Below are 20,310 nucleotides of genomic sequence, written 5' to 3'. Positions count from 1 at the left end.
GCATGTCGGCAAAGCTACGCGTCACCACACTCGGTTGCAAAGTCAATCAGTACGAAACCGAACTCGTCCGACAGGGCTTGCAGCGTGTCGGATTTGAAGACTGCGCCCAGGGGGACCAGGCGGACGTATGCATCGTCAACACTTGCACCGTCACCAATCAAGGTGACGTCAAAAGCCGGCAAGTGATCCGCCGCATGGCCCGGGAAAACCCCGATGCCCGGATCGTCGTGATGGGCTGTTACGCCACGCGAGCGCCCGACGAAGTCGCCAAGCTGCCCGGGGTGGCCGAAGTCGTCACCGACAAACGGGAACTGCCCGACCTGATGTCGCGGTTCGGCGTCGTTGACGTCCCCACCGGGCTGGACGGCTTTTCCGGCCGGCACCGCGCCTATGTCAAAGTGCAAGACGGTTGCTTGCTTCGATGCAGCTACTGCATCATCCCCCACGTGCGACCCAAGCTGACGTCGCGGCCGCTCGAACACATCGTCGACGAAGTCCGCCGCTTGACCGAAGCGGGCCATCGCGAAGTCGTGCTGACCGGGATTCACTTGGGGCATTACGGCGTCGATTGGAATCGCAACAAACCGCGCGAAGAATGGACGCGGCTGTCGGATCTGGTTCGACAGCTCTGCCAGCTGCCCGGCGATTTCCGCATCCGACTGTCCAGTATCGAAGCGACCGAGGTGACTCGCAGCCTGATCGGTGTGATGACCGAGTATGCCGATCGCCTCGTCCCCCACGTCCATCTGTGCCTGCAATCGGGCAGCGACTCGGTGTTGCGTCGGATGCGTCGACGCTGGGGCACACGGATGTTTTTGGACCGTTGTCGCATGCTCAACGAAGCACTCAACAAACCGGCGATCACGACCGACATCATCGTCGGATTTCCCGCTGAAACCGAGACCGAGTTCCAGCAGACGCTGCAGACCTGTCGCGCCGCCGGGTTCTCCAAAATTCACGCCTTTCCCTTCAGTGCCCGCCGCGGCACACCCGCCGCTGAGATGCCGAACCAGCTGCCCGGCGATCTTAAGAACCAACGCGTGCACCAACTCGCCGAACTCGAGTCTGAACTTCGCCGCGACTATTTTGCCAGCTTGGTCGGTGAATCCGTGCAAGTGCTGGTCGAATCCGATCGCGAATTGGTCCGACTCGATGGCAGCGAAAGTGAATCGCGGTTGTTACGCGGGACGACCTGCCGCTATGCGCCGGCCGAATGGGTCAGTGATGACCCCGACATCACGACCGGAGACCTGGTGACCGCCAAAGTCATCCGCGCCGATGAGGAGCGTCTGCTCGTTTCTCAGTAGGTCACGCTGTGCGTGACGCAAGGCAAGGCATGCACGGCATGCCCTAGGTCGTCGAGTTCTGCCGCTGCAACGGGGACGGTTGACTCTCTTGCGTGTCGACGAACTCCACCGGCACTTCGAAGTCTTCCATCGGGGCACCCTTGCTGGTCGGTTCCAGGTAGGTGTATCCGGCGAGGGCTTTTTCAAACGCGGCAACGATTCGGCCGGCTTGTTGATGATCGATCCGCTCGTCCGAGATGGCGTCCTCGACCGACTGGCCGATCCGATCGAGCAATTCGCGGTCGTCGTATTGAACGTAGCCGAGCACCTCGGAGACGGTGTCGCCCTTGACGATCGAACGGATCTTCACCGCCGATCCCTCGCACTCGACGTGCACCGCGTGTGTGTCGCCGAACAGGTTGTGCAGGTCACCGAGGATTTCTTGATAGGCCCCGACCATGAACACCGCCAATTGATACGGCTGACCGTCTTCGGGCGGATGCAACAGCAGGGTGTCACAGCAATCATTTTCTGAAACAAACGAATCGACTTTGCCGTCGCTGTCGCAGGTGATGTCGCCGAGCACGGCGTGCCGGGTCGGGCGTTCGCCGAGCCGATGGATCGGCATGATCGGGAACAATTGGTCGATCGCCCAGGCATCGGGCATCGATTGAAACAGCGAGAAATTGACGAAGTAAATATCGGAAAGCATGCGATCAAGATGTTCCAGCTCGGCCGGCAAATCGCCCTCGGCCTGGGCCAGTTCACGAACGCGATGACACAGGGCGAAGTACAGGTTTTCGGCTGCAACACGCTGTTCCAGCGGCAGGTACCCGCCGCTAAACAGGTTCATGCACATGTCCAACGTCAGCTGCGCATCATGGAACTTTTCCATCATGTTGTCGGCCGTCAGATTCGCGTAGGCGTCCCACAAATCACGGACCGGTTGTTCGTAATCTTCCGGCGGACCCTCCGACTCCGGCTCGCCGTTACCCGGCGACGCGGCCCAGGGCGGCAGATCGGCGTTGCCCTGTTTGGTGACACCCAGGGTTTCCATCACCAGGATGCTGTGGTGGGCGGCGACGGCGCGGCCGCTTTCAGAGATCAGTTGCGGGTGGGGAACGCCGGCTTCATCACAAACGCTCTGCACGTGGTAGACGACGTCGTTGGCGTATTCTTGAATCGTGTAGTTCATGCTCGATTGACTGTCGGTTTGGGTGCCGTCGTAATCGACGCCCAATCCCCCGCCGACGTCCAGATAACCCATCGCGGCACCGCGGCGTTGCAGATCGACGTAAATCTGGGCCGCTTCCAAGATCGCCGACTTCAGCTGCCGGATGTTTCCGATCTGGCTGCCGACGTGAAAATGCAGCAGTTGAAAACAATCCTCAAACCCCAACTCGATCATGCGGTCCAACGACGCCAAAACCTCTGCGACCGTCAGCCCAAATTTACTGCGGTAGCCGCCGCTGGCCTGCCAACGACCGCTGCCGCGGGTGGCCAGTTTGACCCGCATCCCGATCGTCGGACGCACGCCGACGGCCGAAGCGACGCGGAAGATCAGATCCAACTCGCTGGCTTTCTCGACCACGGGGAAAACGGTTCGCCCGAGCCGCTGGGCCATCATCGCCAAGCGGATGTACTCTTCGTCTTTGAAACCGTTGCAAACGATCGGCACCGAGGTATCGCTCATCGCGATCGCGGCCAGCAATTCGGGCTTGCTGCCGGCTTCGACGCCGAACCCCAATGCGGCGCCTTCGGCGACGATTTGTTGAACGACTTCGCGCTGTTGGTTGACCTTGATCGGGAACACGCAGCGATAGCGGTTCTGGTACCCGTTTTCCTCAATCGCCTGGGCAAAGCAATGATGCAGATGTTGCAATCGGTCGCGGAGGATGCCGTTGAAGCGGAGCAGAATGGGCAGGCTGAGCCCGCGGTCGCCGAGTTGGTCGACGAGGGCCTTCAAATCGATTGACGTATGTTCATCCCGCGAAGGCGAAACGACCACCGTGCCTTGTTCGGAAATATTAAAATATCCGTCGCCCCAGCGATCGACACCATATTCTGCCACCGAATCTTGGACCGTCCAGCGATCCTGACGAGCTTGCTTCAATGCTTGATTGCCTCGAAAAAGAGGTCTCGATCGGTCGACCGAGACGTGTTTGGAAAGGGTTCAACGACAGAGCGTAGTGGAATCGAGCGGGTCTGTCAGCTCAACTCGGGACTCGGCGCCCCGTTTTGATAGACACTTTTTATCTTGGCGATTCGCTGAATGAACTGTTCGATCGTCGCGGTTCGCTCTTCGACTTTCGGGTGCATCAATTGCATCACACCGCGGGCCAACGAGGGATCGACGTTGGGGCAGACATCGACCAGCGGTTTGGGGGGCGAGGTATCGTGATGCAGGGCCGCCCGTCCGCTGACGACATCGCCCTGCCAGGGATGGCAGAAGGCGATCAAACAGTAGAACGTGACGCCGAGCGAGAACAGATCGACGCGTTTATCGGTCGGCCGCCGGCGTACGATTTCGGGCGACATGTAAAGCGGCGTCCCGGTGCGGTTGCCGGGCACCATGAACGGCGGGGTGGCCGGCAGCGTCAGCCCAAAGTCGATCAGTTTGACGTCCTTGGACTCTGGCAGCAGGATGAAGTTGCGGGGGCAGATGTCACGGTGGATGAAGCCCTGGTTGTGCACATACTTGAGTGCTTCACACATCGAACGGATCAGCATCATTCGTTTGCCGGCGACATGATGTTCCTGCTTTTGAACGATGATGTTCTGCATGCTCGGCCCGGCGACGAACTCCATGATCAGGATCGGTTGCCCCTTGGTCGACATGCCGACTTCATAGGTTTCGACGACGTTGGGGTGATGCATTTTCAGGGCGATTTCGCCCTCGGACGGTTTTTTCAGGTGGCGAAACCGGCTTTCGAACAACTCCACCTTTTCCGGGTCCAGGATCTTGATCCCGACCAGGCGGCCACCATGATCGTGGTCCTTGGCGACGACAAACTTGGCCATCGTGCCGGTGAACGCGGTCCGTTCCAGCGTGAACCGCTTTTGAATATCGATGCGTCCACCGCTGCTGCTGCCGCCGCTGCCGCCGAGCATCGATTTGACGGAATCAAAAATCCCCATGGATGACCTACTTTCCGCAATAGTCGATCGCGCGGGCGATTTCAGTTTTCAGATGTTTGCGAGGCACGATTCGATCGATGTAGCCGTGTTCCAGCAAAAACTCGCTGGTCTGGAATCCTTCGGGCAACTCAATTCCGATGGTCGCCTTGATCGTTCGCGGTCCGGCAAACCCGATCAAGGCTTTGGGTTCGGCAAACACCAAGTCTCCCAGGGAGGCGAAACTGGCGGCGACACCGCCCATCGTGGGGTTGGTCAGCACGCTGATGAACAAGCCGCCCGCTTTGTCGTAGCGGGCCAGAGCGGCGCTGACCTTGGCCATCTGCATCAGCGACAAAATTCCTTCGTGCATCCGTGCCCCCCCGCCACTGGCGCTGATGATGATCAGCGGCAGGTCTTGCGTGGTCGCATGTTCGATCAACCGTGCCAAACGTTCACCCACCACCGAGCCCATGCTTCCCATGATGAACGCGCTGTCGGTCACGGCCAGCGCGACGCGGCGGGCCCGAATCATGCCGGTCCCCGTGATGGCGGCGTCGGACAAACCCGTTCGCTTTTGTTCCCCGACCAACCGTTCGGCGTAGCGTTTGCGATCGGAAAACTCCAGCGGATCGGTCGGCCGCAGGTGCTCGTTCATCGCCTCAAACGTGCCTTCATCGACCACTTGGACGATTCGATCGGCCGCCGAAACGTAGAAATGGTGGTCGCACTTGGGGCAGACGTTGAGTCGCTGTTCGACTTCTTTTTTGTAGACGCTGGTCCCACAACCGGGACACTTCAGCCACAAGCCTTCGGGCACGCCCCGTTTCTTGGGTGGCTCCTGGGGGGAATCGCTAGGTTCGGGCATGGTAGAATGAGGCTGAGATTCGAGGGTGTCCATGCGAAAGAATCGAAGCGTTTCGGGCGATCGGCTTGCAGTGGAGTGGTGGAGCGCGCAGGCTGTCCGTCGGCCTGTCTGGCCACGTAGTTTAGCTGATGACGTCGTTTTTCTCAGCCCCTAATTGAAATCCGACATCGCGATCGGGCAGTCTGCCCTTGGGCGGTAGGATTTCTTGGGCCGCACGAAACGCTGAAATCTCCGAGAATCGATGACCAAATCGGACGTTTACTCCACGATCGAAGTACTCTGCCCGAGTCACGTTCCCCCAACGCGGTGAAGCATTTTTTTCCTCTGTTTCGTTCGGTTTTAGCGGCAGGGCGCAAGCCCTCCGGTTCGTCATCGTTGCCCAAACAGCGGAGGGCTCGCGCCCTGCCGCTAAAATATGCTTTACAGCGTTACCCTTTCTCCCTCTTGCTGGTTCGAAATCACAACCATGATTGGCAATCTCTCTGAATCACGATTCCGGGGCTTCCTGGCACCGTTGGCCGTGCTGCTGGCGGTTTGCACGCCGCATCTCGTGTTGAATTCGGCCCCCGCGGCCGAGATCTTTGTCGAAACCGAGAGTTTTGACGATCCCGGCGGCTGGAAATTGGACACCCAGTTCATCCAGCAGATGGGGTCTCCCTACCTGCTCGCCCACGGGCTCGGCACGCCCGTCGACGACGCCGTGACCCAGATCGACGTGAAACAAGCCGGGACGTACCGCGTCTGGGTCCGCACCTTCGATTGGGTGGCTCGCTGGGACGCACCCGGGCAGCCTGGCAAATTCCAAATTCAGATCGGCGACCAGACGCTCGACGAAACCTTCGGCACCGAGGGAGCGACGTGGGGCTGGCAAGACGGGCGAACGATCGAACTGCCTCAAGGAAAAACGGAGCTGCGGCTGAAAGACTTGACCGGATTCGACGGCCGCTGCGACTGTCTTTACTTGACGACGCAGCTGGACGGCGACCCACCGCCACCGGCCGACAACGTCTTGTCGGATTGGCGACGAAAACAATTGGGTTTGCCCGACGAGCCGCTCGAACGTGGACCGTATGACCTGGTGGTCGTCGGTGGCGGTTACGCCGGCATGGGCTCGGCGATCAGCGCCGCGCGGATGGGATGCCGCGTCGCCCTGATCCAAGACCGTGGTGTGTTGGGAGGCAACGGATCGAGCGAAGTACGGGTCTGGGCGATGGGCAATATCCGTCGCGGTAAGTTCCCCCGGATCGGGGAGATCATCGAAGAGTTCGCCGACCAAGCGACCAAATCACCCGGCCGCTATGAAGAGTTCGGCGATGATCTAAAAGAACGCGTCGTTCGCGCCGAGCCCCAGATCGATTTGTGGCTCAATCACCACGCGTTCGATGCCGTCGTCCAAGACGATCACATCGTTTCGGTCGATGCGCTCAACACGAAAACCGGCGAGGTCGTGCGGATGCTCGGAGACCGTTTCGTCGACTGCACCGGTCACGGTTGGCTGGGCCAATTTGTCGGTGCCGATAGCGACATGGCGCCCGATGGCCGAATGGGGATGAGCAACATGTGGCGTTGGGATGAAACCGATTCGCCGAAGTCGTTTCCCGAAACGCCGTGGGCGCTGGACTTGGAAATGCAAGATTTTCCCTATCCCCGCGACCACCACGGTCAGTGGTTCTGGGAGAGCGGTTTTGACAAGGACGCGATCGGTGACGCCGAAGGCATCCGCGACTGGAATTTGCGCGCCGTTTACGGTGCCTTCAACGCCATGAAGAATCGCGACGGCGCCGCCGATCACAAGACCGCGATCCTCAGCTGGGTCGCCTACGTCGGTGGCCCACGCGAGAGCAATCGGTTGCTCGGGGACGTCGTGCTGACCCAAGATGACATCGTCGCCAAACGCGATTTCCCCGATGGCTGTGTCCCCAGCACTTGGTCGATCGACCTGCATTACCCCAAGGAACAATACGCCAAAAAATATCCCGACAACCCGTTCATCAGCGTCGCCGTTCATGACCGCCGCGTCGATCGATCCTACGGCTACCCCGTCCCGTATCGCTGTTTCTACAGCCGCAACATCGACAACCTGTTCATGGCCGGACGAAACGTCAGCGTCACCCACGAAGCCCTCGGCACCGTTCGCGTGATGAAGACCTGTGGCATGATGGGCGAAGTCGTCGGCAAAGCGGCATCGATCTGCGCCCTTCGCGATTGCACCCCACGTGACGTCTACCAAAACCACCTCGATGAGCTTCTACAATTGCTGGAATTGCCAGGCAAGGCACGCCGCAGTACCCCCTCGGCCCCGATCACGATCGACGAAGGGGCGCTCCCACGGGCATCCAAATTCGGCCCGATGACCGGCCAAGATCCGGCGTCCTTCGAAGGCATCGTGATCGACGATCGTGAAGCAGAGCTGACAGGGAAATGGACCAGCGGCGGCGGTCGAAACGACCGCTATGTCGCCTACAGCTACAAGTACGCCGGCCCGGGTTCGGGGGCTCAAGCGACCTACACCATGAAGGCCCCTCGAAGCGGTCGATTTCAAATCCTGGTCGGTTGCTCCCCGGCCGATGAGCGTTTCAAAAATCGCGCCACCGCTGCCCCGGTTGAGATTCGAATCGGTGATCGAGTGGTACGTGAGAACGTGAACTATCGGGGAACCGAGGACCGCCAGTTCACACCGGTCGCGACCATCGACGTCGCAAAAGACGACGAGATCAACGTCGTGATCTTGACCGACCAAGCCGACGGACTGGTGCACCTCGATGCCGTCCAGATGCTTCCGGCGGAGTGAGGTGCTGACTCGGGAACACACGGTCCCGGAGGCTCCGCCTCACGAACCCGCCGGCTGCGCCGGCGGGGTGGCAAGCAAGATGCTTACCCCACTTCAAACTTGCCAGTCCTCTTCGATCCGGTTCTAATTCCCGTTCGGCGTCAATCGACCACGGAACCAAAGGACGGAAGGCAGATGAGTCAAACGAAGACCCGATCGGCACCATCAGGTGTCCGACGCAAACAAGGCAACGTCTTCCACCAGCGACTCGGGTCGTTGACGTTTTCACAAGCCTGTCAGTTGCTCGGTGACGAAGGCGCGACCCTGATCCGCCAGGGGGCGCAGTTTCTCGAGCTGCACCACGACGATGTCTTTCTGGGCGGCGACCTGTTCCGCGTCCGACTTCCGGACGCCGAAGCCGACAACGGGGTTGCGATCGCAACCATCACGCTGCAGTCGGGACGCCGTCGGCAGTTGTTGGTCAACTGCAACCAATGCGAGACCCCCTGCCTGCACGTCGGCGCGGCGCTGGACCATCTGTTGCAATCCAAGAGCGACCTCGGTCTGGCCCAACCGCCCGACGAGTCGGTTCCATTGGAACACCTGACGCCGGAAGAGCTGAATCAGCGAGCGATCGCCGACCGGGTCAAACGCGCCGCCGAAGAACGCATGAAAGTGCGGTCGACCAACACCACCAAGCCGTGGACGGATTACCTGGTCACCAGCGAACGATCCGGCCGAACCTATCGCGTCGCGCTGCGAGGGTTTGATCCGGGACAGTCCTATTGCACGTGTCCCGATTTTCGCACCAACAAACTGCAGACGTGCAAACATGTTCTGCACGTCCAAACCAAGGTTCAAAAACGTTTCTCCGCCGCCAAGCTGCGTTCACCGTATCGCCGCAAAAAACTTTCGCTCGCCATTTGCTACGGCGAACATCGTGGCCTGCTGTTTCATCTGCCCGCAAAGGTCGATCCCAAAATGGAAGAGATCGTCGGCGCTGCGGACACGTTCCCGATCACCGACGCGTCGGACGCGATGACACGGATCGCGGCGCTGGAAAACGCCGGGCTGGACGTCACGATCTATCCCGATGCCGAAGCGTTGATTCAACGCCAGTTGACGCAACAACGTGTTCGCCAAGCCTGTGAGTCGATTCGCAAAGACACCGAGAATCACCCGCTGCGAACAGAACTGCTCAATGCGACCCTGCTGCCCTACCAGCTGGACGGCATCGCGTTCGCCGCCGGCGCCGGACGCGCGATCCTGGCCGATGACATGGGACTGGGCAAAACCATTCAAGGCATCGGCGTCGCAGAACTGTTGTCCCAATTGGCCGACATCAAACGCGTGCTGATCGTTTCTCCGGCTTCGTTGAAGACGCAGTGGCGCAATGAAATTCGTCGCTTCAGTGACCGAACCACCCAAATCGTGCTGGGCACCGGCGCCGAACGCCACGAGCAATATCGCAGCGACGCGTTCTTCACGATCTGTAACTACGAACAAGTCCTCCGAGACCTGACCGCGATCGAACAGGTGCCCTGGGATCTGATCATCTTGGACGAAGGTCAACGGATCAAAAATTGGGAATCGAAAACCAGCAACGTGATCCGGCAGTTGGAAAGCCCGTTCCGACTGGTGTTGTCGGGAACACCGCTCGAGAACCGACTCGGCGATTTGTTCACCGTCACGCGGTTCGTGGATGAAGACCGTTTGGGACCGGCGTACGAGTTCTTTCACAAACACCACGTGGTCGATGAGCGCGGCAAGACGCTGGGCTACCACCGCTTGGACCAACTGCGTGAATCGCTCAAACCGATCCTGCTCCGCCGCACGCGCAGCGAGGTCGCCAAGCAGCTTCCCGAACGGATCGATGAAGTGATCCGTATCGAACCGACGGCCGAACAGAAAGAGATCAACGATTCCCATGTCGCCATCGTGGCCCAAATCGTCAACAAAAAGTTCATGACCGAAATGGACTTGCTGCGGATGCAAAAATCGTTGCTGATGGCGCGGATGTCCTGTGACAGCACGTATCTGATCGACCAGGAGGAAACCGAGTACAGCAGCAAGCTGGAACGATTGACCGAATTATTGGAAGGGTTGATCGAAGACCCGACGCGGAAGATCGTGTTGTTCAGTGAATGGCGACGCATGCTGGACCGCATCGAACGACGGTTGGACACGATGGCCTGCGATTACGTCCGTCTGGACGGACAAGTGCCGCAAAAGAAACGTGGCGAACTGGTGTCGCGTTTCCAAAACGATCCCCAGTGCCGCGTGATTTGCATGACCAACGCCGGGTCGACGGGATTGAACCTGCAAGCGGCCAACACGGTCATCAACGTCGATTTGCCCTGGAACCCCGCCGTTCTGGAACAACGCATCGCGCGCGCCTACCGGATGGGCCAAAAGAACCCCGTCCACATTTACAAGTTGGTCACCGTCGGCGACACCATCGAAGAACGGTTGCTAGAAACACTAGCGTCCAAACAAGAACTCGCCGACGCATCGATCGATATGGACAGCGACGTGTCCGAGGTCGCGATGGTCAGCGGGATGGAAGACTTGCGACGCCGATTGGAAGTCATCTTGGATCCGTTGCCCGCCGCGCCGGTCGACGAAAGCCAACAGCGAAGGGTCGAGGCCGAAGCTCAAGCCTTGCAAGCGAAACGAGAGAAAGTCGCCGCCGCGACCAGCGGGCTGATCACCGCGGCACTCTCCTTGGCCGGCGAACTGATTCCATCGGCTGGCGACAAAGCACCCAGCGATGAAACGGTCGCCACCCTGACCGAGCGTTTGTCTCAGTGTGTCGACAAAGACGAACAGGGACGGCCACAACTGACGATCACGCTGAGCGACACCGATGCCCTCCGTGGTCTCGCCACGACGCTGGCAAAATTGCTCGATTCGTAAGGCCCGTCGTGCTCGTTCCCGGGCTCCGCCCTTCCGCCCGACGACCGCGTGTGGCAGAGCCACACCGGCAGGGCACAGCCCAGGCGGAGCCTGGGAACGAGGGTGACGAAGGTCAATCAGGGCGAACCGATGTGACCGTTCTCCGGCCCCGCTAATTGCTACGATCGGCCCATCCCGACCGCCATAGTTTGCCAGACCCGACCAGCTGAATCCGCCGGCAGACCACTCATCGTTTGCCACGCTTTCCGGCGATTGAAGTGAAAAGAGTCCGACACTCTCTTAAGCTTCGTTTTCCGGTGGGATCCAGTGTTTGTCAGTCATTTCAACAGCTTCCTTCGCGGCGGAGCCGCGACGGCAGCGCGACAATTGCACGCCGCGCTGCGCAACCGCGGAATCCAAAGCCGGTTTCAATACCTTGCCGGTCAGTCCTTTAGCGATCAAGAGCGCTCTGAGATCGACACCGACGAGTTCTACAGCACCCAATGGGCGCGCCGGCGGACGCTACAACATGCCCTCGATCGCGTCCGGTTTCGTGTGCATCGACAAGCGTTCAAGCGTGCCACTCGTGGTGCGAAAGATGGAGCTGAAATCTTTACCTCGCCACACGGTCAGCCGTTCACTCCTTGGCCTCCGCTGGATCACCCCGCGGCCGCCGACCCAGCCCGGCCGCATCTCATCCATCTGCACTGGATCTCCAAGTTCATCGACTTTCCCAGCTTCTTCGGTTCACTGCACCCAGACCAACCCGTCGTCTGGACGCTCCACGACATGAACGCCCTGACCGGCGGTTGCCACTTCGCCGGTGGCTGCCAACGGTTTCGTGTCGGCTGCGGAAATTGCCCCCAAGTCAAACGGTCCGGTCAAACCGATGTCAGTTTTCAAGCGTTCGAAACCAAACGCCGCGCCTTGAAAGACATCAATCTGCACATCGTCGCGCCGAGTCGTTGGTTGTTGGGGTTGGCACAATCGAGTCCGTTGCTGGCCGACGCGAAATCGTTCACCCGAATTCCCTACGGAATGCCGACCGACAAGCTCTATCCGATGCAGAAAAACTTTGCCCGTGAAGCGCTCGGCGTTGAGCCCGATGGCTTCATCATCGGCTTTGGTGCGATGAACTTGGGCAGCCGCCGCAAGGGCGCGACCGAATTGCTCACGGCGTTGGAACGCGTGGGATCCAATCCCAACGTCCGTGGTTTGGTCTTCGGCAGCGGAAGGCTTTCCGATGCGACCAAAACGTTGCCGGAGATGATCCACGTCGGCAACGTTCAAGATGATCGCACGCGCCGTCTGGTGTATAGCGCGGCCGACGTTTTTGTGCTTCCATCGACCGAAGACAATCTTCCGTTGACCGGTCTGGAAGCGATGGCGTGCGGTACTCCGGTGATCGGATTCGATGCCGGCGGAATTCCCGACTACGTGATTCCTGGCAAGACAGGACTGCTCGCCGACAAGGGTGACGCCGACCAACTCGCCCGACGCTTGCAGAGCGCGATCGCCAACCCGGAAGCCATGCGAACGATGGGTGCCCATGCCAGGGATCTGATCATGGACCAGTTTCAATCGGATACCCAAGCGCAATGCTACATGGAACTTTATCGAAATCTGATCGGATCCGAAAACCAAACACAGCGACGCGCTGCCTAACGATCTGCTGGTAAGTCATCATGTCATCGTCAAATCATCGCCGTCCCACGTTGCGAATCGTCACCCCATCGTACAATCAGGCGGAGTACTTGGAGCAAACGATCCTGAGCGTCTTGACGCAAGCAGGTCGTGGCAGCGACTTTCACTTGCAATACGCAGTCGTAGACGGAGGCAGCGCGGATGGATCCGTCGACATCATCAAAAAGTACGACGGCGAACTGACCTACTGGTGTAGCGAAAAAGATCGCGGTCAATCCCATGCGATCAACAAAGGATTCGATCGAGTCGATGGCGACATCTGCGCCTACATCAACAGCGACGATTATTACCTGCCGGGGGCCTTTCAACGAATCGTCGCACTTTGGAATGAAAACTCCGATGCGGATCTTTTTTCGGGTGTCTGCCGAAAAGTGAACGCGCAGGGAAAGCCGCTACGAGACCAATGCTCGGACATTTCATGCTTGGCTGAGATCATCGATTTGTGGAACCACTGGCTTCATCCGAATCCGAATCGAAATTTCATCCAACCCGAAGTCTTCTGGACCAAACGACTGAGCGACCGAATCGGAACGTTCAACGAATCGCTCTACTACACGATGGATTTTGACTATTGGTTGCGGGGCTTCGACACGGGGATGAAGGTCGCCAAGACCGATCAGCCTCTCGCCGCGTTCCGCATTCACGCCGGTCAAAAAACGTCGGCCCGCAACGCCAGCGTTTTGGAGCTGCTCGACCGAATCGCGCCCTACCTGACGTCGCACGACGATCGAATTTCGGCCGCACATCGACAGCGACTGCTCCGCCACAGTCGGATGACGCGACGTGTCATCGAATCGGCGGACTCGGCTCCCGAACGACGACTCCTTTCACTGCTGGCACTCGCCGCCGACGAGCCGGGATTGTTGACGTCCAAGCACTATTGGCGGCAGATGCGACGAAACAGTAAACGAGTGTTTTGGAAACGCCACGCCGCCTGACCAAGCACGACCTGCGGATTGGCGTCCAGACTGTCGACGCTGGAATGTCGCGTCTGGAAGCCGATTCCACTCGCATGATCCGACACGTGTTCTACCGTTGGATCCTAAACGCCACCGCCCGCGTCAATCTGACGCGTCTTTCCGGCGGGTGTGATCCGTGTGGCGACGAACCGCGCCGCGAAACCGATACGATCGGACCAGACGTTGCAATTCACACGATGATGAAGCGGGTCTGTCTTGCTTTGCTTGACTCGGGAAGTAACGTCAGAAGCTCATCTTTCTGTCACGTTCTCTCAGCCACAAAGCTCGGTCGCTGCAATGGTTCGCTCACGCGCCGCCACGGGCATCAAACGCCGTCAAACACGTCGATCCCCCCGATGGACCGCCGGTCCGATGGAGCCGCGGATCATGCTGGCCGCCGACGCCGGCGCGGCAGTCGCCGCGGTACCGGTCGCCGAGCCGGCAGAAGTTGCCACCGACGGCCCCGTGGCTGATTCGCTTCAGATCCCAGCGGAGACCCTCAATCCAGCGACGGCGTTGGTGATCATCGATCCCAGCGTCGCAGACGACTTTGATTTTTCAGAGGCGATCCCCGCCGGTGCCGAGTTGGTCTTGCTCGATCAGTCCGTCGATGCCGTTTCACAGATCTCTGAGATCCTTTCCAACCGATCCGGGCTCCACAGCGTGCACCTGATCAGTCACGGACAACCCGGTCGATTGCAATTGGGGCATGCTCGGGTGGACGCGGACACGGTCGCCAATCGGGCCGCCGAATTGATGCGTTGGAAAGCCTCGTTTGCCCCCGGCGGCGACTTGCTGATCTACGGCTGTGACGTTGCCGCGAGTGCCGAAGGCCAAACGTTCTTGCGCCAGATCGCTACCGTCACCGGCCTCGACGTTGCCGCGTCGGTTGATCGCACCGGCAACACCGGTCACGAAGCCGACTGGGACCTTGAGCAAACGATCGGATCGGTGACACACGCCGACGACCTGGACCGATCCGTCCTGGCGCAGTTCCCTGGTGAGCTGTCGATCCAGATCTACGCCGCCGGTCAAATCGGTGAGGAGGAAATGCAGCTGCAAATCGGCAGCGAAGTCGTCGGCACGTGGACCATGACGGGCACCGACGCCCGCAATCGGTTATTCGGCGAGTTCAACGTAGGCATCGACAACGCCTCCATCGATGACATCCGAATCAACTTCACCAACGACCTTTGGAACCCCGCAACCCGATTCGATCGAAACCTCCGCATCGATCGGATCGTCGTCGACGGAGTGACCTACCAAACGGAAGATCCGACGGTGTTTTCAACGGGATCTTGGCGACCCGAGGACGGCGTGGTTCCGGGCTTTCGTCAATCGGAATACCTGAACGCAAACGGCTACTTCCAATTCGCGTCCACCGGCAACGGCAGCGGATCTGTGATCTCCATCGATGCGTCGGGGAAAACGGGGCAGGAGCGCATGGAACTGCTCATCGACGGGAACGTCGTTCAAACCTTTGACAATGTTTCGACCAACCAGTCGACATATTCGTACACGGCGAACCAGACGGTCACTGCCGATCGCATCGAGATCGCATTTACCAATGACTTTTATGATCCCGACAACGACATCGATCGCAACTTGAAAGTCGACCGAATTCGAATCGGAGCCCAGGTCTTCGAAACCGAAGCCCCATCGACCTACACCACCGGGTTTTTCATCGAAGGCCAAGGCATTGTGTCCGGGTTCCATCAAAGCGAAACGTTGTACGGAAATGGTCGCTTTCAATACTTAGCCGACGCCCCTCCGCCACCGGTCGACCCTCCAAACAATGGCGAAGCTGGCAGCTTTGTCTTGGCAGAGGATTTTGCATCGGTGTTCGAATCCGATGCATCGGTCACGCTGACGATCGCGCGTGTCGGCGGAAGCGACGGGACGGCGTCGGTCCAGTATGCCACGGCTTCGGAGACCGCCACCGCGGGTAGCGACTTCATCGCGAATTCCGGAACGCTGGTCTTCGCCGACGGTGAAACGAGCAAGTCGGTCACCGTCGTTCTGTTGCAAGACGGCATCGCCGAAGGGACGGAGTCGTTCAGTTTTCGATTGACGGGATCGGAAAACGCCAGTCTGCTCGCTCCACGCACGGCAACCATCAACATCCTGGACATCGATCAGGGCTTGCCGACCTACGCCTCATTTGACTCCGCCGCCAATCTGCAGCTCAACCGCAACGCCACGCTCAACAACGGGAAGCTACAACTGACCGCCGCAGCCTCACAGCAACGAGGCTCGGCATACTACACCACGCCGATCAGCGTGAACGCCGACACCTCGTTCCAAGCGGTCTTTGCCGCGCAATTCGATGGCGGACAGGGCTCCGCCGGCGGTGAAGGATTGGCCTTCATCATCCAGAATTCTCCCGGTGGTACCGCCGGGCAAGACATCGGCAACTATTCCGGCGGCCTGGGCTACAATGCCCAACAAAACACCATCGGTATCGAACTGGATACGTTCCAAAACAGCTACGAACAATTCGCCGACGAAATCACCATCACCGTCAACGGTGTGCTGGTCACTCCGGTCCGCACGATTCAATCACCCTACGATCTCAACGACGGGCGAACCTACTACACCTGGGTCGACTACAACGGGCAAAGTGACAGCCTGTCAGTCTACATTTCCGATACCAATGAAAAGCCCGAATTTGCGTTGATGAAAACGACGCTGCAGCTCGATGGCATCGTCGGCAATCAGGCGTATGTCGGGTTCGCGGCCTCGACCGGGAACGCCTACAACAACACTTACATTCGGTCCTGGAGTGTGACGCTAGATACGCCGGCGGCTGATCCGCCCACCGTGCCGACCGGCGAAATCATCCGAGAGGACATCATCACGGGACTGAATCAACCGCTGAACGTCGAATGGTCACCCGATGGACGCAACCTGTACGTCGGTGAAAAAGCCGGCATCATTCGTGTCTCCCGCGACGGCGGACCGCTGACCGAAGTCATGGATCTCTCCGGGATCACCAACAACGTTCAAGATCGGGGGCTGGTCGATTTCGAACTCCACCCGGATTTGTTCAACAATCCCTACCTCTACATCAACTACACGGTCGATCCGCCAGAAGTATACAACCACGTCGGCAACCCGCTGGCCGGTCCCGACGGTGCGGGCAACCGAGCCGGCCGGCTGATTCGACTGACATTGGATGCGTCAACCAACTACACCACGATCATTCCCGACAGCGGCATCACGTTGCTGGGTGCCAACAGCACGTGGCAGAACTTTAACGCGTTCGTCGACAGCACCTTGAACTTCAACGAGCCACCGGCGGGACTCAACCCCGACGGCAGCTACCTCCAAGACTTCATCAACAGCGACAGCCGCTCTCACACCGTCGGCGGACTGGCATTCGGTGGCGACGGCGCGTTGTATGTCGGAATCGGCGACGGCGCCAGTTTCAATCAAACCGATCCCCGCGCCTTGCGCGTCCAAGACCCCAACAGCCTGTCGGGCAAGATCCTTCGTATCGATCCCAATACCGGCCAAGGATTCACCGACAACCCGTTCTTCGACGGGGACGTCAATTCCAACCGTAGCAAGGTCTATCAGCTCGGGTTGAGAAATCCCTGGCGACTTTCGGTGAACCCAAACAACGGACGACTCTACATCGGCGAAACCGGGCTGGTCAGTTTTGAAGAGATCAACACCGGACCGTCGGGAACCAACTTTGGCTGGCCATATTACGAGGGCGGCCAAGGGGTCAATCGCCGCACGCCGTCGTATCAGGGATTGCCGCAGGCCCAAGCGTTTTACAATTCGGGCCAACCCGCCAGCCCCGCCTTCATCGCCCAGCCACACACCGAGGGGACCGACGTGATCGTATTGGGCAGCGTCGGCTGGAACCTGAGTTATGGCCCACAGTACAACAACGACGTGTTCTACGCGGATTTTGCCAGCGGCATTGTGCGACACGGCAACGTCGACGCGGCAGGCAATTTGACGTCCGTTGGGGTGTTCGCAACCGGAGCCAACTTTGCCGTCGACATCCAACAAGGCCCCGATGGATTGCTCTACTACGTCGACATCGTGTCCGGATCGATCGGACGGTTCGTCATGATTTGAACGGTGGCTGCGAGCATCGGGCTCAGCGTCTTGCTTCCCATCTCCAAACGCGGCGATTCGCAAGCGAGACCCTCACGCCGCCTTACCCCACTTCGTCACGACATCCGCCGCCATGCGTCGCAATCGGATCGCGCTGCGTCGCGGTTCCGCCGGCCGTGGACTGACCTGCGACGACAGCGTCGGGGCCAGCGTCGTCCCGAGCGGTTTGACGGCATCGAGTTGTCGTTTCAACACGTCGTCGTCGTATCCCAATCGATGCAGCAGATCGCGGCCGAGATGACGTCGGTAGTCATCCATCAATCTCCAGTCGGTCGCTCGTGTCGCCGCCCCCCGCAGGTACTTTTCGATCGAATCGAGTTGCGCCGCAGCATGCTGATGAACCCCCTTGGGATCGCCGTACGTGCGTCGCTCGGCACTGCCGTAGTGCTGCAGACCGTCGACGGGGCGGAGGCCGATGAAGGATTGCAGTTGCGCCAAGTGCTGCGCGGGATCACGCACCAAATCTTCGTATCGAAGCGAGTGGATCCGATCGTCCTGGATCGACATCGCTGCGGCGATCCGCGCCGGTGCTTCCAGCAAGTCGCCACGGTAATCTTTCAAGAAACCGACTCGCGTGCGACGTGTCCATGTTTCCATGATCGATGATAATACCGCCAGCGGGTTGCGCCGCAGCAAGATGATGCGACAATCGGGGATCAGACTGAGCAAGTCTTCGATGATCCAGTAGTAGCGGGGTGTCTTGTCGATCAGAACGCTTGCGCCGGCACGGACGCGAGCTGCTTCGTAGATCCGCGCCGCCGCACGACCGATCTCGGCCTGCATTTCACTCCATCCGCCGCTCAGGTTTTCGCGAACAAACTCGCCAACCGCGTCGTCGGCCAAACACTGGTCATAGGGAGATTGGACGTCACGGCGTGATCCAGAAATCGCGTGGACCAGCGGCAACATCAACCAAGCTTCACCGGGGGCATGAACATCGTCGTGCCGGGATAACATGGTTTGCAACAGCGTCGAACCCGCACGCGGCTGCGAGACAATAAAAACGACTGAAGATGTCACAACAAAATCACTCTTCGAAAGCGGGAGAGGCGAGCGCTCGATTAACCCTACGATTCATTTCCCAGCAACGCATTAGGCGGCTTTGCGGTCCCGTAGTCGATTGCGGGTCAAGATGCCATGCAGTCGCCCGGCCAGGGAGAGCAATCGCATCGGATCGCCGTCGCAGCCTTCGACGCCATGTTTCTTTCGGATCACCGCTTGGCATTGTTGATGCAACGGTGCGGCTGCGGCAGACAGACCGCTGCCGTGTCGACGGTAGCCGATCCCGACCGCACCGGTGTATTTGAAAACCGCTTTCTGTGCGAGCCGCAGCTTGTAATCCCAGTCCTCATAGATCGGCAGATCGACGTCAAATCCGCCGACGCTGCGAGCCAATTCAGCCGCCAGCAAAAAGTCGCGCGGGATCATCACGCGACGGTCCAAGATCGCCTGGTACAAGATGCCTTCCATTGGCGGCGCGATCGCGCTTGATTGCAGCATCGTTTCGCCGTTGCCATCGATCCACCTCACGTCACTGTAGACGATCGTTCGTTCGGGATCCGGACACGTGTGCAACCATTCCCACTCGCGGGCCAGCTTTTGCGGATCAACATACAAGTCGTCTCCGTCGAGCGATGTCAAGAACCGGCCGTTAGCCGCTTCGAGCAGCTGATTGCGTACTCGCGAGATGCCGCAGTTGTTTTTGTTTTGGATCAACCGGATTCGCGAATCACCGATCGCCTTGATGCGGTCGACGGAGCCATCGGTGGAGGCGTCGTCGATGATCAGCAATTCCAACGGGACGTCGATCTGCTGTGACAGCACCGATTCGACCGCCGCTTCGATGTATCGGGCATTGTTGCAGCACGGCATCATCACCGAAATCGTCGGGCACGTGTCGTCCATGAAACATCCGATTGGGAACGAAGTGACGTAAGCTTCCCGCTTGCGAGATCCGAATCCGCGCCAGCGGATCCCCGGCCGCGCAAGCGCACAGCACACGCAAACCTCGCAAAATGCCGGCGCAGATGTCAACACGAAGTCGCGACGACGTCGAGCAGGAATCGTCCGACGTGGCGTAAGCTTCCAGCTTGCGACATCCGATCCGGGCCAGCGGATCCCCTGCACGTTACGAGGATCAGCACCTCCCCCGACCAGCACCCCAATTTTCCTACCCCAAAAATTTTCCTACCTTTCCCCGCGCGCTGTTCCCCCGGTGGCGAGTTGCCGAGATTCAATTGATATCAACCGCTCTGCATCACCACCGGGGTCTGCATCACCACCGGGGTCTGTCCCCAGCATCACCACCTAAGCTTCCAGCTTGCGACATCCGATCCGGGCCAGCGGATCCCCTGCACGTTACGAGGATCAGCACCTCCCCCGACCAGCACCCCAATTTTCCTACCCCCAAAATTTTCCTACCTTTCCCCGCGCGCTGTTCCCCCGGTGGCGAGTTGCCGAGATTCAATTGATATCAACCGCTCTGCATCACCACCGGGGTCTGTCCCCAGCGCGCGAGGATCATGGGGTCTGTCCCCGTGGATCCGAGGATCTCGGATCAACACCGCGAGGATCTCGTGGGGT

Annotated in this window: 11 protein-coding genes; 6 read left to right on the top strand and 5 right to left on the bottom strand. The window is 59.3% G+C overall.

Going from position 1 to position 20,310, the window contains the following annotated elements; genetic code table 11:
• The first annotated feature begins 2 nt into the window (after positions 1 to 2).
• A complete protein-coding gene (mtaB, locus tag NZK35_RS02385; RefSeq protein WP_259631001.1) occupies positions 3 to 1,307 on the top strand; it encodes a tRNA (N(6)-L-threonylcarbamoyladenosine(37)-C(2))-methylthiotransferase MtaB in 1,305 nt (434 codons plus the stop codon).
• Positions 1,308 to 1,350: 43 nt separating this feature from the next.
• On the opposite strand, the gene speA is transcribed toward mtaB, so the two are convergent.
• The 3 genes from speA to accD form a co-directional block, all read right to left on the bottom strand.
• On the bottom strand, positions 1,351 to 3,399 hold the full coding sequence (gene speA, locus NZK35_RS02380) for a biosynthetic arginine decarboxylase (protein ID WP_259631000.1): 2,049 nt from the start codon (positions 3,397 to 3,399) through the stop codon (positions 1,351 to 1,353).
• 95 nt (positions 3,400 to 3,494) lie between these two features.
• Positions 3,495 to 4,424 (bottom strand): serine/threonine protein kinase, encoded by a 930-nt coding sequence (locus tag NZK35_RS02375; protein WP_259630999.1) that lies wholly within the window; start codon positions 4,422 to 4,424, stop codon positions 3,495 to 3,497.
• 7 nt (positions 4,425 to 4,431) lie between these two features.
• The gene (accD, locus tag NZK35_RS02370) at positions 4,432 to 5,268 is read right to left on the bottom strand and encodes an acetyl-CoA carboxylase, carboxyltransferase subunit beta (protein WP_259630998.1); all 837 of its coding nucleotides are present in this window, start codon (positions 5,266 to 5,268) and stop codon (positions 4,432 to 4,434) included.
• 466 nt (positions 5,269 to 5,734) lie between these two features.
• Here accD and NZK35_RS02365 point away from each other — a divergent pair, with 466 nt between their 5' ends.
• The 5 genes from NZK35_RS02365 to NZK35_RS02345 all read left to right on the top strand — a co-directional run bounded on the left by NZK35_RS02365 (position 5,735) and on the right by NZK35_RS02345 (position 17,688).
• Complete coding sequence (locus tag NZK35_RS02365; RefSeq protein WP_259630997.1) at positions 5,735 to 8,059, top strand: FAD-dependent oxidoreductase; 2,325 nt, start codon at positions 5,735 to 5,737, stop codon at positions 8,057 to 8,059.
• Between the two features lie 174 nt (positions 8,060 to 8,233).
• A complete protein-coding gene (locus tag NZK35_RS02360) occupies positions 8,234 to 10,954 on the top strand; it encodes a DEAD/DEAH box helicase (RefSeq protein ID WP_259630996.1) in 2,721 nt (906 codons plus the stop codon).
• Positions 10,955 to 11,260: 306 nt separating this feature from the next.
• On the top strand, positions 11,261 to 12,598 hold the full coding sequence (locus NZK35_RS34555) for a glycosyltransferase (protein WP_259630995.1): 1,338 nt from the start codon (positions 11,261 to 11,263) through the stop codon (positions 12,596 to 12,598).
• Positions 12,599 to 12,618: 20 nt separating this feature from the next.
• Complete coding sequence (locus NZK35_RS02350; RefSeq protein ID WP_259630994.1) at positions 12,619 to 13,575, top strand: glycosyltransferase family 2 protein; 957 nt, start codon at positions 12,619 to 12,621, stop codon at positions 13,573 to 13,575.
• A gap of 318 nt (positions 13,576 to 13,893) precedes the next feature.
• Entirely contained in the window at positions 13,894 to 17,688 is a 3,795-nt protein-coding gene (locus NZK35_RS02345; RefSeq protein ID WP_259630993.1) for a DUF4347 domain-containing protein, read from the top strand.
• Between the two features lie 72 nt (positions 17,689 to 17,760).
• Here NZK35_RS02345 and NZK35_RS02340 read toward each other — a convergent pair whose 3' ends face one another.
• A complete protein-coding gene (locus NZK35_RS02340) occupies positions 17,761 to 18,747 on the bottom strand; it encodes a sulfotransferase family protein (RefSeq protein ID WP_259630992.1) in 987 nt (328 codons plus the stop codon).
• A gap of 72 nt (positions 18,748 to 18,819) precedes the next feature.
• Positions 18,820 to 19,632, bottom strand: coding sequence for a glycosyltransferase family 2 protein (locus NZK35_RS02335; protein WP_259630991.1), 813 nt, complete (start codon positions 19,630 to 19,632; stop codon positions 18,820 to 18,822).
• Between the last annotated feature and the right edge of the window lie 678 nt (positions 19,633 to 20,310).

The sequence above is a fragment of the Stieleria sedimenti genome (assembly GCF_025060895.1).
In the GTDB taxonomy this organism is placed as follows: domain Bacteria; phylum Planctomycetota; class Planctomycetia; order Pirellulales; family Pirellulaceae; genus Stieleria; species Stieleria sedimenti.
Note: the sequence above shows the minus strand (reverse complement) of the source record. Positions and strands in the feature narration are given on the sequence as shown.

Excerpts from the sequence above, each read along its gene's own strand:
- NZK35_RS02345 (WP_259630993.1), top strand. The coding sequence starts at position 13,894 with ATGGTTCGCTCACGCGCCGCCACGGGCATCAAACGCCGTCAAACACGT.
- NZK35_RS02375 (WP_259630999.1), bottom strand. The coding sequence starts at position 4,424 with ATGGGGATTTTTGATTCCGTCAAATCGATGCTCGGCGGCAGCGGCGGC.
- mtaB (WP_259631001.1), top strand. The coding sequence starts at position 3 with ATGTCGGCAAAGCTACGCGTCACCACACTCGGTTGCAAAGTCAATCAG.
- NZK35_RS02365 (WP_259630997.1), top strand. The coding sequence starts at position 5,735 with ATGATTGGCAATCTCTCTGAATCACGATTCCGGGGCTTCCTGGCACCG.
- NZK35_RS02350 (WP_259630994.1), top strand. The coding sequence starts at position 12,619 with ATGTCATCGTCAAATCATCGCCGTCCCACGTTGCGAATCGTCACCCCA.
- accD (WP_259630998.1), bottom strand. The coding sequence starts at position 5,268 with ATGCCCGAACCTAGCGATTCCCCCCAGGAGCCACCCAAGAAACGGGGC.
- NZK35_RS02335 (WP_259630991.1), bottom strand. The coding sequence starts at position 19,632 with ATGGACGACACGTGCCCGACGATTTCGGTGATGATGCCGTGCTGCAAC.
- NZK35_RS02360 (WP_259630996.1), top strand. The coding sequence starts at position 8,234 with ATGAGTCAAACGAAGACCCGATCGGCACCATCAGGTGTCCGACGCAAA.